The organism is Mesorhizobium sp. WSM3224 (assembly GCF_000427725.1).
Lineage (GTDB): Bacteria > Pseudomonadota > Alphaproteobacteria > Rhizobiales > Rhizobiaceae > Mesorhizobium.
Genome location: NZ_ATYO01000001.1, coordinates 587,031 through 600,439 on the forward strand (window position 1 = coordinate 587,031; position 13,409 = coordinate 600,439).

11 protein-coding genes are annotated in these 13,409 nt (G+C 65.8%); 8 read left to right on the plus strand and 3 right to left on the minus strand.

All coding sequences use genetic code 11. From position 1 onward, the window contains the following. Window positions 1–58 precede the first annotated feature (58 nt). From YU3_RS0102785 to YU3_RS0102815, 7 genes are all read left to right on the plus strand, one after another. Window positions 59–1,582 carry a helicase HerA-like C-terminal domain-containing protein gene (locus YU3_RS0102785; RefSeq protein WP_027164809.1) on the plus strand — a complete coding sequence of 508 codons (1,524 nt, stop codon included), beginning with the start codon at window positions 59–61 and terminating at the stop codon, window positions 1,580–1,582. Between the two features lie 398 nt (window positions 1,583–1,980). After that, entirely contained in the window at window positions 1,981–2,403 is a 423-nt protein-coding gene (locus tag YU3_RS35910) for an AraC family transcriptional regulator (RefSeq protein ID WP_051333826.1), read from the plus strand. 300 nt (window positions 2,404–2,703) lie between these two features. After that, complete coding sequence (locus YU3_RS0102795) at window positions 2,704–3,162, plus strand: hypothetical protein (protein ID WP_027164810.1); 459 nt, start codon at window positions 2,704–2,706, stop codon at window positions 3,160–3,162. Continuing rightward, the gene (locus YU3_RS38550; RefSeq protein WP_027164811.1) at window positions 3,159–7,718 is read left to right on the plus strand and encodes a YadA-like family protein; all 4,560 of its coding nucleotides are present in this window, start codon (window positions 3,159–3,161) and stop codon (window positions 7,716–7,718) included. Before YU3_RS0102795 ends, YU3_RS38550 begins: the two co-directional genes overlap by 4 nt. Window positions 7,719–7,762: 44 nt before the next feature. After that, the gene (locus YU3_RS0102805) at window positions 7,763–8,302 is read left to right on the plus strand and encodes an invasion associated locus B family protein (RefSeq protein ID WP_245273400.1); all 540 of its coding nucleotides are present in this window, start codon (window positions 7,763–7,765) and stop codon (window positions 8,300–8,302) included. A gap of 13 nt (window positions 8,303–8,315) precedes the next feature. Then, window positions 8,316–9,041, plus strand: a complete 726-nt coding sequence (locus YU3_RS0102810; RefSeq protein WP_027164813.1) for a hypothetical protein — start codon at window positions 8,316–8,318, stop codon at window positions 9,039–9,041. A 34-nt stretch (window positions 9,042–9,075) separates the two neighbouring features. Further along, the gene (locus tag YU3_RS0102815; protein WP_156913296.1) at window positions 9,076–9,555 is read left to right on the plus strand and encodes a DUF4189 domain-containing protein; all 480 of its coding nucleotides are present in this window, start codon (window positions 9,076–9,078) and stop codon (window positions 9,553–9,555) included. Window positions 9,556–9,646: 91 nt separating this feature from the next. Here YU3_RS0102815 and YU3_RS0102820 read toward each other — a convergent pair whose 3' ends face one another. Together YU3_RS0102820 and YU3_RS0102825 are read right to left on the minus strand one after the other, a co-directional pair. After that, window positions 9,647–10,294, minus strand: a complete 648-nt coding sequence (locus tag YU3_RS0102820; RefSeq protein ID WP_027164815.1) for a LysE family translocator — start codon at window positions 10,292–10,294, stop codon at window positions 9,647–9,649. A 34-nt stretch (window positions 10,295–10,328) separates the two neighbouring features. After that, a complete protein-coding gene (locus YU3_RS0102825) occupies window positions 10,329–10,952 on the minus strand; it encodes an FMN-binding negative transcriptional regulator (RefSeq protein ID WP_027164816.1) in 624 nt (207 codons plus the stop codon). Between the two features lie 76 nt (window positions 10,953–11,028). On the opposite strand from YU3_RS0102825, the gene YU3_RS0102830 reads away from it, so the two are divergent. Continuing rightward, entirely contained in the window at window positions 11,029–12,456 is a 1,428-nt protein-coding gene (locus YU3_RS0102830) for a PLP-dependent aminotransferase family protein (protein WP_027164817.1), read from the plus strand. 5 nt (window positions 12,457–12,461) lie between these two features. Here YU3_RS0102830 and YU3_RS0102835 read toward each other — a convergent pair whose 3' ends face one another. After that, window positions 12,462–13,283: a L,D-transpeptidase gene (locus YU3_RS0102835; RefSeq protein ID WP_027164818.1), complete on the minus strand. Its 822-nt coding sequence runs from the start codon at window positions 13,281–13,283 to the stop codon at window positions 12,462–12,464. Window positions 13,284–13,409: the final 126 nt, after the last annotated feature.

The following is a 13,409-nucleotide window of genomic DNA, read 5'->3' on the forward strand; positions in this document are numbered from 1 at the left end:
GCGTTACTATACCTCGGGTGAGGCCTTTGAGCGGAAACAGATTGCGGAGACCGGATATATGGTTGACGAGACCAGCATCTTCATTGGCGCCAGCCGCAAGCCAGACGATTCCTACCAGCGCGCGGAAGAGCTGCTCTTGCGCTATGGCAATCGCCACGGCCTCGTCACAGGGGCCACGGGCACCGGCAAGACGGTCAGCCTGCAGATACTGGCCGAGGGCTTTTCCAATGCCGGCGTGCCGGTCTTCTGCGCCGACATCAAGGGCGACCTTTCCGGCATATCCATGATGGGCGAGGCCAAGGATTTCCTGGTCAAGCGCGCCGAGCAGGTGAAGCTCGATCCTTACCAGTTCCAGGAGTTTCCAGTCATCTTCTGGGATCTGTTCGGCGAGCAGGGCCATCCGATCCGTGCCACCATTTCCGAAATGGGGCCGCTGCTTCTGTCGCGGCTGATGAACCTCACCGAGGCGCAGGAAGGCGTCATGAACATCGCCTTCCGCATCGCCGACGAGGAAGGCCTGCTGCTGCTCGATCTGAAGGACCTGCAGGCACTGCTTGCCAACATGGCCGATCGCGCCGACCAGCTCAGTGCCCGCTACGGCAATGTCACCAAGCCCTCCGTCGGCGCCATCCAGCGCACGCTTCTGGTGCTGGAACAGCAGGGTGCCGCGAACTTCTTCGGCGAGCCGGCGCTGCGCATCGCGGACATCATGCGCACCACGCGCGACGGCCGCGGCGCGATCAGCGTTCTGGCCGCCGACAAGCTGATGATGAATCCCAGGCTCTACGCCACCTTCCTGCTGTGGCTGATGTCGGAGCTGTTCGAGGAACTGCCCGAAGTCGGCGATCTCGACCAGCCGAAGCTGGTCTTCTTCTTCGACGAGGCACATCTGTTGTTCGAGGACGCGCCGAAAGTGCTGATCGACCGCGTCGAGCAGGTGGTGCGGCTGATTCGATCCAAGGGCGTCGGCGTCTATTTCGTCACCCAGAACCCGCTCGATATCCCGGAAAAGGTGCTGGCCCAGCTCGGCAACCGCGTCCAGCACGCGCTGCGCGCCTATACGCCGCGCGAGCAGCAGGCGGTGCGCACCGCCGCGGAGACGTTCCGGCCCAACCCAGACTTCGACTGCGCCACCGCGATCACCCAGCTCGCCACCGGCGAAGCGCTGGTCTCGATGCTGGAGGACAAGGGCGTGCCGGCCATGGTCCAGCGCACGCTGATCCGTCCGCCGTCATCGCGGCTCGGGCCGATCACGCCGGACGAGCGCCGCAAGATCATCGCCGAGAGCCCGGTCGTCGGCCAGTACGACCAGGTCGTCGATCGCGAATCGGCCTTCGAGATGCTGCAGAAGAAAGCGAAGGAGGCGCTGGACGCCGAGGCGCAGGCGCAGCAGCAAAACAGCGGCGGCTCGCGCTGGACCATTCCCGGTTTCGACGACGTCTTGGGAACCGGCGGCAGACGGTCTTCCAACCGCCAGACGGTCGCCGAAGCGGCCATCAAATCGGTGGTGCGCTCGGTCGGTTCGTCCGTCGGCCGCGCCATCGTGCGCGGCATACTCGGCAGCCTGTCGAGAGGGCGCTAGCAGCGCCCCGCGACGGGCGACAGCCCGGCCCTGCAACTACTTCGTTCCGCGAATCGATCCGCTGCCGGCGCGGGACATCCGGCGAGGAACCGTCGCGCCCACGGCGACGGTGCATGGCTGTGTCGCTCGTGGTTACCCTTCGACGATCAAATCTTACCCCGCGACGAACACCGGACATCGACGTCATCTAAACTTTTCGCAAGGTTAGGTTTTCCCTACGGAACCGCAATTTCATGAAATACCAAGCGCGCCAAATCATGGCCTTTGACGTGCAGAAGCCGGGAGGGCAACTCGATAACCGACACTGAATGCGATCACGAATTATTGTGGCTAGGGAACCGAAAGCACCATCTAAGGTTGAACCGAGGCTGCGGGGTTCTGGACGTCAGGAGTCCGAATTGCCGCGTGACCACGATCTGCCAACCTGGTTCCTGGAAATCCCCGCTGAGAGACGTCCGCAACTGAACGCCAAAGGCGGGCTTTCGATCCGCGCCACCCGTCAAATCCTGCAGTTCCTGAACGAGAACTTTTCACGTAAGCTTTCGCTCGCCGACATGGCGGCGGTATGCGAATTGTCACCCTACCATTTCGCCCGGGCTTTTTCCAAGACGTTCGGGGTTTCGCCGCATCAATACGTTCTCGCGCTGCGTCTGGACTTTGCCGAGAAGCTGCTTGCCGACAGGCGCATGTCGATCACGGACATTGCCGATTTGAGCGGGTTCTCGAGCCAGAGCCACCTCACCACCACAATGAAGAAATACCGCAACGTCACGCCCTTGCAGGTGCGGGAGCGGCGGGTTCGTTCGCGGGCCAGTGGGTAATGCATGTCGCCCAAAAGTGCGCAGCGGTTTTGGGGGAACGACATGCATCAAAACAAAGACTTAAAGCGCGTCAGCTGAATTCGTTTCAACGCGACGCGCTTTAGGTGACGCCCACACGCCGCTGGTTAATTTATGGCCCAGCTTATACAAGGTATATCTAAAGTAATTTTGCGTTAACCTCTTGAAGATCTGCTGTATATTTTGAGATGAACAGCAATTTATTGGAATACGCGATTCTGAAAACATGCCTTTCTGCAACAGGTCCGACTATCACGGATTCTAGGTTGGCTGCGGGGGCACATGAGCGACGACAAGGCCATCGGCCGGAGCCTTTCCGAGGAGATCGGCTATTGGCTGGAGTCGGCCTCCAGGACGCTCGAGAAGCGCTACGGCAATAGCGTGCCGCTGGCCAACCAAGACATCCTGCTTGCCCATTATCTTTACGGTCTCACCGCGGTGGTCCATGCGGGCGATGCGCCCGCCGCCCATCTGGCGGCCGTGCGAGCCTATCTTCTTCGGCTCATACCGCAGGAGCGGGTCACGGCGGCACTCCAGGCTGTCCCCGAGGCGGGCGACGCCTGGCTTGAAAACGCGCTCGATCGCGTCGAGGCGGTCGGCGAAAAGCAGGGCCAAGCGCTGCTGCTGGCGCGCGGCGCCGACATCGTCATTCCATTTTCGAGCAGAAACGCTTCGGCGGCAGGGTCGGCGGAACCTGTCGTCATCGAGCGCGACCCACTGAAGGAGGCACTCCGGCAATGAACCTCAAGCAACAACGGACCATCCGGCGCGGATCGGATCGCTTCACCGGAAACTGGGTGTCCGGCGCCGCCGACAGCCGCTCGCTGCGTCGCCGCCTGATGGCGGCGCTGCGCAACGCGCATCGCGTGCTCGGCGTCAGCCGCAGAGGCCTGGGGCTCGGCACGCTGGGCGCCGGCGGGACGTTCGGGGCAGTCGCGACGCTGGGCGCCTTCGCGATCGGCATCGCTGCGACGCCGGCTCAGGCGCAATATCAGGCCGGCGGCGGGTCCGCGACCGCTCCCGAGGCCGTGGCGATCGGCAATGGCTCAACCGCCAGCCTTAACTGGGCCATAGCGCTCGGCTTCCAGGCCCAATCGACGGCGCAGTACTCGGTCGCTATCGGCCGGACCGCGTCGGCCACGGGCCCCGGCGGAGCGGTGGCGATCGGCAGCGGCGCGATCTCAAACAACATCAATACAGTAGCGATCGGCGTCGCCGCCAATGCCGCTGCAGCCGGGGCTAGCGCGCTGGGCACCAATGCCCAGGCCTTGGGAGGAAACTCCACCGCAGTTGGTGTCGGCGCCACGGCCAGCGGCAACTATGCGTTCGCTGGGGGCTACGGGTCCGTCGCCAGTAATACGTATGCGATTGCCCAAGGCTATCAGGCCAACGCAAGCGGCCTGCGCGGCCTCGCGCTTGGATATCAAGCAACGCAGAGCGGAATCGATTCCCTTGCCCAAGGTACCAACGCCAACGCAGGCAGCCAGAATGCCATCGCGATCGGCTTCCAGTCGGTCGCCTCCGACATCAACTCCATCAATATTGGCGCGCGCACTGTTGCAGGATCGGGTGCGACGGCCCAGGGCGCCATCGCCCTTGGCACGGATGTGACAGCAAATCAGCAAAGAAGCGTTGCCATTGGCGTCCTGACCAAAGCAACGGGAACGGGCGCAACGGCGATGGGCAACACCGCCAGCGCCTGGGGCAACCAGTCGATCGCCTTCGGTGTCGGCGCGCAGGCAGGCGTTCAGGCCAACACGGCCCTGCCCAACAGCATCGCCATCGGCACCAATTCGCTCTCTTCCGGCGCTTTCGCCACCGCGATGGGCGCTACCTCGGTTGCGAGTGGCTCAGCCAGCACGGCGGTCGGCAACACGGCCGTTGCCAGCGGCGCAAACGCCTCCTCGTTCGGGTCGGGAGCGAGCGCGGCGGGAGACAATTCCCTCGCCGCCGGGGTCAGCGCCAACGCCAGTGGGATCGCCAGCACCGCTCTCGGCATCGGCTCCAAGGCCAGCGCCACCAATGCCGTGGCGATCGGCAATGCCGCGGTCGCGAATTCTACTGATGCCGTCGCCATGGGCACGAATGCGACGGCGACTGGCGGCAAGGCTGTCGCCATCGGCGCCGGCAACACCGCCTTTGGCGATGGCGCGGTGGCCATCGGCGATCCGAGCTATGCCAGCGGCACCGGCGCCTTCACCGGCGGCGCCAACAACATCGCCAACAGCGACGGCACGGCGACCGCCACCGCGGCCAATACGGCCAACGGCGCTGTCGCGATCGGCAACAGCAACAAGGCGATCGGCCAGGGCTCCGTGGCGCTGGGCAACGGCTCGACCGCGGGCGCTGCCGGGCTTGCCGGCAATGTCGCGCTCGGCAATGGCGCGACCGCGGCTGCAAGCTCCGGCGACGTGGCGCTCGGCTCGGGCTCGGTGACCGCGACGGCAGTCGGCACCAGCGGCACGACGATCGGAACCACGGCCTACAGCTTCGCCGGCACCAATCCGTTGAGCACTGTCAGCGTCGGCGCGCCTGGCGCGGAGCGCACGATCACCAACGTCGCGGCAGGCCGTCTCAACAACGGCTCGACTGACGCGATCAACGGCTCGCAGCTCTTCGCGACCAACCAGCAGGTGACGCAGAACACAGCCGATATCGCCGCCAACACCGCCGATATCACGAATCTCGGCAACACGATCAACAGCATCAACGTCGGCGGCGGCATCAAGTATTTCCACGCCAACTCGACAGCGCCGGACTCTTCGGCGACTGGCACGGACTCCGTCGCGATCGGGCCTGTCGCGACCGCGACGGGGACGAACGCCATCGCGGCCGGCGTGAATTCGAGCGCCTCCGACGCGAACGCCTCGGCCTTTGGCAGCGGCGCCGTCGCATCGGCCCTCGACGCAACGGCGATGGGGTACATATCCAAGGCCTCGGGCCAATACAGCACCGCCGTCGGCGCCAACGCCAACGCTACGGCCACGTCCAGCACGGCGATCGGCCAGAACGCGTTCGCTACCGGCGTTCAAGCGACGGCCCTCGGCGTCGGAGCGAATGCCGGTGCCCAAAACGCGATCGCGCTGGGCGCCCTCTCCGTCGCGAGCAATGCGGGCGACGTCGCGCTCGGCTCGGGTTCCGTGACCGCCGTGGCGGTCGGCACGCCCAATGCGGTGATCAACGGCACCACCTATGCCTTCCAGGGCACCACGCCGACCTCGACCGTCAGCATCGGAGCCCCCGGTGCGGAACGCACGCTCACCAATCTGGCGGCGGGTCGCATCAGCGGTTCCTCGACGGATGCGATTAACGGGTCGCAGCTCTTCGCCACCAACCAGGCCGTCGATGCCATTGGCGCCACGCTGAACAACATCAACGTCGGCGGCGGCATCAAATACTTCCACGCCAATTCGACGCTTGCCGATTCGCAGGCGCTCGGGACAGACTCCGTCGCTATCGGCCCCAACGCCGTTGCCAACAATGCAGGCGACGTGGCGATCGGCCTGAACTCGGCGTCCGGCACCACGACCGTGGTCGGCGGCACGACGATCGGCGGGGTGAACTACACCTTCGCCGGCGGGACGCCGGCAGGCGCGTTCTCGGTCGGCTCGGTCGGTGCCGAGCGCCAGATCCAGAACGTCGCGGCCGGGCGGCTGAGCAACTCCTCGACCGATGCGGTCAACGGCTCGCAGCTCTTCGCGACCAACCAGCAGGTGACGCAGAACACCACCGACATCGCGGCAAACACCGCCGATATCACCGCCAACACCGCCGACATCACCACTCTCGGCAACACGATCAACAACTTTGCCGGCGATACCTCGACCGCCTATACCGACGCCAATGGCGAGGGCATCCGCTATGCGCGCACCAACGACAGCACGCTGCCGGTCACCGACGCCTTCGCTCAAGGGGTAGGCTCCTCCGCCCTCGGCTACCAGGCGACCGCGTCCGCCGGCGACGCGCTGGCGCTCGGCCGCGGCACCCAGGCAAGCGTCACCGGCGGCGTAGCGCTCGGCGCCGGCTCCGTGTCGGACCGCGCGGTCTCGGGCGTATCGGGATCGATCCTCTCCGGCACCGGCCTCATCCCCTTCAACACCACCGACGCGACCTTGCTCGGCGCCGTCTCGGTCGGCACCTCCACCTCCTACCGCCAGATCATCAACGTGGCCGATGGCACCGAGGACCAGGACGCGGTCACGCTTCGCCAGCTCAAGGGCGCGCTGAGTTCCTTCGCGGTGACCGGCACCCAGTACTTCCATGCCAATTCGACCGCTTCGGACTCGCTTGCGGTCGGGGTCGACTCGGTCGCGATCGGTCCGCGCACCACCGTCAATGGCGACAACGGCATCGGCATGGGCAACGGCGCCATCGTGCAGCAGACGGCCCCTGGCGGGATCGCCATCGGCCAGACGGCGACCGTCAATCAGGCCGACAGCATTGCGCTGGGCACCAACTCGACCGCCAACGGTGCCCAGTCGATGGCGCTCGGCGCCGGCGCCACGGCCAATGAACCGGGCAGCGTCGCGCTCGGCGCCGGCTCGACAACGGCGGCGGCGGTCGCCACCACCGGCACCACGATCAACGGCGTCGCCTATACCTTTGCCGGGACAAATCCGACGAGCACGGTGAGCGTCGGCGACGTCGGCAAGGAGCGCACCGTCACCAATGTCGCGGCGGGCAGGATCAGCGACACCTCGACGGACGCCATCAACGGCAGCCAGCTCTTCGCGACCAACCAGGCCGTCGAAGCCATGCAGGGCAGCGTCGGCGATCTCAATGAGTTCGCGGTCCAGTACGACAAGAACGGGGACGGCACCAAGTCCAACTCGCTGACGCTGCAAGGCGGCGACGTGAATGCGCCGGTCGTCATTCACAATGTCGGCGCCGGTACCGCCAACACCGATGCGGTCAACGTCCAGCAGCTCAACACCGGGCTGGCGACCACGTTCGACAACTCCAAGGCCTATACCAACCAGGTGGCCACCACCACGCTGCAGCAAGCCAATGCCTATACCGACTCCAAGCTCAGCCAGCTCAACATGGACATGGACGAGGCTCGCGGCGAGGCGCGGCAGGCGGCAGCGATCGGCCTGGCCGCCGCTTCGCTGCGCTATGACGATCGTCCAGGCAAGCTCAGCGTGGCGGCCGGCGGCGGCTATTGGCGCGGCGAGGGGGCCGTCGCGTTCGGTGCCGGCTACACCAGCGAGGACGGCCGAGCCCGGGCAAACCTCTCCGGCACGACGGCGGGCGGACACTGGGGTGTTGGCGCCGGTGTCAGCTTTACGTTGAACTGAGTGTGCCGATGGCGAGGCACGCGGTCCCCGTATTCGCGATGTGCATGATTTGCCTGCTCCTGTCCGGCCCGCGCGCGGTCGCGCAGGAGCAGGCCCCGTCCGCCTATCGGATCAAGCCGTCCGACGTCGCGGTGCCTCCCGACGTCAAGCTTGGCGAATACCAACGGACCACGCGCCCGTTCGAGAACTGGACGCTGATCTGCGACGAGAACCTGCAGGCCAGGAAGAAGGTCTGCAACATCAGCCAGTCCTTCGTCGACCAGAACCAGGCCCAGATCTTCAGCTGGTCGCTGGCGGCTGACGAGAAAGGCAAGCCCTTCATGATATTGCGAACTCCCAGCGCGACCGGCGCGGGCAGCAAGCTGTCGCTCAAGATTGCTGGCCGCAAACAGCCGCTCGACGTTCAATTGCAGGGCTGCAACGCCTCGGTTTGCGTCGGCTATGTGCCCGTAGGGCCGATGCTTCGCGAGCAGATCGGCAAAGAGACCACCGTCCAGGTTTCCTATTCCCTGCCGTCGGGAGCGACCGTCAGTCTCGATGCCCCGTTCAAGGGGCTCAAGACCGCCCTGTCGGCCATCAACTAGAAAGACTTGTGAGATGACACGCCAATCCATCGAGGAGAGAATCCTGACGCGCTCCCAGTCCGTTCCGCTGCCTGAGCCGCCCGCAGCCGTGCCGCCGGCGCGCTCGTCGGCGTGGCGGATAGTGCGAAACGCCGCGCTGCTCGGCGCGTTCGCCGTCCTCGTCGCGGCGGCGGTCGTCCTGTCGTTCCGCCTCTCACCTGCTCTTGGGACATTCGTGGCCGGCACCGCCTCGGCGCAATCGCAAGCGCCCGTCCAGGGCAAGGCTACGGAGGCCAAGCCCGCGCCGGCGGACGCCGAGGCGGCCAAGACGCCGTTTCAAGCGCATGTGACCCAGGCTGGCGTTCACACCTGCGCCAATCTCTTTACTGCGCTCGGACAGGCTCTCACCGCGGGATCGACCTATGCGGTCCAGACGCAATGGGACAACGCCGCGCCCGACGCCCATGCCGTGCAGGCCGTCGCCGGGATGAGCTACGATCTGCCCAATTACAAGACGCAGGCCGCCGGCGTCGTTTATGCCTCACCCGTCGGCCAGAGCTGCGAGGGCGGCTTTGTGCGCGTGGCGCCGTTCCCGAAGTCATGCCAGGAAGTCGCCACGACGCTGCCGAATGGCAGCCGCATGGCGGACAATCTTTCGAACACGATGCTTTTCAACCTGGCCAACGACGGCGGCCAGGCCCTGCTGGTGCCGACCGGCAATACCTGCATCGTCGTCTCGGTCGCGCACATGGGCGGCTAGAGAGCGCTGCATGCTGGATAGTGCAACCTGGAGCATGAGAATGCCGATCAACCTGCGTCTTTCATTGCCGCTGCTTGCGGCGCTCGCCGGACTTACCATTGCGAGCCATGCAGCGGACCTGGTGGCGCCGCCGCCGGCGCAGACTGGCGAGGAAAAGGGCATCTGGGGGGCGATCGCCTACTCGCCTGGTGACGGCCGGCACGGCTTCTTCTGGGGCGCCGACAAGCGGCAGGAAGCGGAGGACATCGCGCTCAAGTACTGCGAGAATGCGGACGGTAAGGGCTGCAGGGTGGTCGAGGTATTCCGCAACCATCGCCATTGGGACGATGACGACGGCACCGGCTTTCCCTATGAGCATTGCGCGGCGCTTTCGGTCGGCAAGAGCCGTGGCGCGGCGACGCCGTTCTGGGCCGCCGCGTCGGCCACGACCCGCCGCGAAGCCGAGGACAAGGCCACGGCGCAGTGTGGAGGCGACAAGAAGGAGTGCAAGATCCGCGAATGGGTCTGCACCTGACGGCAGGCAACGACGCAGGCAGGCGAGGCATCGTCCGGCGGGCCTGTTGGTCGTGCCGCATGGGCATGCGCCGCCACACCCGGCCGGGCAATCAGACTGGGCGCTTGGCTATGGCAAGGCCGATGCCGAGCGCGATCATCGCGCCGCCGGATGCTTCGCGCAGGCGGCGTATCACGCTGGTGCGCCCGGCCGCGCCGTCCCTGATACGGCTCGCCGCGAAGGCGACCACGACGTCGGCAAGGGTGTTGAGCGTTACCGATATGAAGCCGAGCGCCATGAACTGCAGGGCGACGTGGCCGGCGCCGAGATCGACGAACTGCGGAATGAAGGCCAGGAAGAAGGCGGCCGTCTTCGGGTTCAACGCCTCGACCAGCACGCCTTCGCGAAACGCGCGCCGGGCGCCGACGGCAGGCGCCGGCGTCCCGCCTTCCAGCATTGTCTTTGCCTCGCGGCGGGCGGACTGGAAGGTACGAAAGCCCAGCCAGACGAGGTAGACGGCGCCGATCAGCTTCAGCGCCGTGAACAGCTCCGCGCTGGCGAGCACGAGCGCTGAAACGCCAAGGCTGCCGGCAAGCACGTGTACCATGCCGCCCAGGCCCGTCCCGAAACTGGAGGCTATGCCTTCCGCGCGTCCTCCAGCCAGCGTGCGCGCGGCGACGTAGAAGATGCCCGGCCCGGGCGTGATGGCGAGCAGCAACGCCGCGGCGAAGTACAAGGCGAACTGGGTCAGATCCGGCATGATAGACTCGGGGGCTGCAGGGTGGAGGCGTCGTTTACGATGGAATGAGCGGCGCGACCTCGCGGTCGGAAGGCCGGTCGCTTGCCGCCAGGCCGGCGTGCACGCCGGCACGATCGGCCGCGTTGCGGTTCTGGCTCATCTTGCGCTTGCCTTCGAGCTTCGTGACCGGCATGCGCAGGCCGACGATGCCCTTCAGCTGCGACTGGATGAAATCCGCCGGCGCGTCCGACACGGCCCAGGGCGCTGAGCGCCCGCCTTCATGCAGTTTGGTCAGGCGGGTCACCACCTCGAGCAGCCTGTCGGCGTCCTCGAAGAATTCGATCGGCCCATGCGCGTGGACGGCGATGTAGTTCCAGGTAGGCACCACCTTTCCGGTCTCCTGCTTGGTCTGGTACCAGGCCGGCGTCACATAGGCGTCCGGCCCCATGAACATCGCCAGCCCGTCGCCCAGCGGCGGCACGCGCCATTGCGGATTTGCCCTCGCGACATGCCCATAGATCACGCCATGCTCGCCTTCGGTCTCGTCGAGGAAAAGCGGCAACTGCGTCGCCATCGGCCCATCGGCCGTGGCGGTGACAAGGGTCGCCAGCCGCGCCGCGCGGATCGTGGCCCTGAGGCTCTCCTTATCGTCGTCGCGGAAGGCAGGCGGTATGTACATGGCAAAACTCCTTGCATTGCCGGCGAGAATGCCCGAAGTCTGGCTTGCCTGGAATATCCAGTTTTGAAGGTTTTCGGTGGTCCAGTTGGAGCAGGACGGTATCGGGCGCCGCATCATCGCGACGATCAAGGAGCAGATACACAGCGGCGCCTACCGGCCGGGCGACCGCCTGCCGTCGACGCGGGCCTTCGCTGCCGAATGGGGCGCGTCCCGAACCACGGTGACAGCGGCCTACAGCCAGCTCAATGCCGAAGGCTACCTGATCATCAGCCACGGCGCGCGCGCGATCGTGGCGCCGGGGCTTGAGAAGGCATCGGTGGAAGCGCCTCCCACCAGCGCTCAGCCCCGAAGCCTCTCGGCGTTCGCGCGCCGGCTCCTGGCTCTGCCTCCGCCAGCGGAAGCGCAACCGGCCAAGATTGCGGATTTCCGCTATGGCGACCTGTCCGGGGCGGACTTCCCGGTGCTGGCCTGGCGACGGGCGTCGAACAAGGCCATCCTGCGGCGCCCCGCGCGGCTGCGCTATGGCGATCCTCAGGGATCCTCTGTCCTGCGCAACGCGCTCCAGGCTTATCTCTGGCGCGCCCGCGGCATCAGTTGCACGCCGGACCAGATCGTCATCGTCAACGGCTCGCAGCAGGGGCTAGACCTCTGCGCGCGGCTGCTGCTCGATCCCGGTGACCCCTTTGTGATCGAGAACCCGGGCTATCTGCTTGCCCGTCACGCCTTTGTGGCGGCCGGTGGCGTTGCTCTGCCCATCGCTGTCGATGCGGACGGGCTGAGGACGGATTCGCTGCCGCCGGCCCGTCTCGCTTACGTGACGCCCTCGCATCAGTTTCCGCTCGGCGGCGTGCTTTCGGCGACACGGCGGCGTTCGCTGCTGGCCTGGGCCTCCGCCACAGGGGCCTATCTTGTGGAGGACGACTATGACGGCGAATACCGCCATGACATCAGCCCCATTCCTCCCCTGCAGGCGCTCGACGCGGACACGGTCATCTATGTCGGCACGCTGTCCAAGACGCTCTCGCCCACCTTGAGGCTCGGCTACCTCGTCGTCCCCGTCAGCTTGCGCCGGGCATTCAGCGAGGCGAAGCGCCTGACCGACCGGCACGCCCCGATGCTGGAACAGGACGTGCTGAGCGACCTGTTGGCGAGCGGCGCTTACGAACGCCACGTTCGCAGCATCCGCAGAAAAAATGCCGAGCGCAGGGACATCCTGCTGCAGGCGTTGAACGATCGTCTGGGGACGCATGTCTCGGTCGCCGGAGCCGAGACCGGCCTGCATGTCGTTGCCTGGATGAACGGCATCGATGCCGAACGCGAACCGGCGATCATCGCGGCCGCGCGAGAGGCAGGGCTCGGCCTCTATCCCGTGTCGCCACTTTATGATCCGGGCGGGCCCCAACCGGAAACGGCCGGGTTCATTCTGGGGTACGCCGGGCTTGACGGAGAGGCATTGCGACGCGGCGTTGCGGTGCTGGCCACCATTCTGGCCGAGCACCGCTGACCGGATTAAAAGATTTCGTTGGTCAGCCGCTCCACCGGACCGAGCAGGATCGAGCCGGTCGGCACTCCGTTGTCGATCGGGATGGCCTTACGCTCGGGCATATCGGACACCGGCTCGCCGATATCGGCCGTTACGACGACCGGGGTCTTGTTCGGAACACGGTCGTAAAGGTCGATGATGTCCTGGTTGATCAGGCGCACGCAGCCCGAAGAGACCGACTTGCCGATCGACCACCATTCCGGCGAGCCGTGCAGGCGGTAGAGCGTGTCCTGGTTGCCCTGGAACAGATAGAGCGCTCGGGCGCCGAGCGGGTTCTTCAGTCCGCCTGGCATGCCGCCGTTCTTGGCGCTGAATTGCGTCAGTTCCGGCTGGCGGGCGACCATCTCGTCCGGCGGCGTCCATTTCGGCCACTTCTGCTTCCACTGCACAACGGCATCGCCCGACCATTCGAAGCCCGCGCGCCCCAGGCCGACGCCGTAGCGGATCGCCTGGCCGCCTTCGCGCACCAGATAGAGGAAGTGACCTGTGGTATCGACAACGATGGTGCCTGGACGCTGCCCGGTCGGATCCGGGACGATCTGGCGCAAGAATTTGTGATCGATCTTGTTCACAGGAATGGCCGGCAGGTCGAAGCCATTGTCCGACATTGCGCCGTACATCGTCTCGTAGTCGCCAAGCGGCGGTTCGACATAGGCCGGCGGTGGCGGCTGGACGGGGGCTGGTCCTGGACCGGTGGTGGTGCAGGCGGACACGGCGGCCGAAGCAGCGCCAAGGGCTGTGAAATTGAGGAAGCCGCGGCGGCTTATGCGGAAGGAAGCGTCTGACATGGTTGCCTTTTCTAGGTCTCAATTCGCATGAAAGCATGAATTCGAAGGCACGTCGCCGACGGCATCCATAACAGTCGGCGGCGATAGGCGGTTCCAATTCTGGCCTGAGGGTGGACAGAAAAAGGC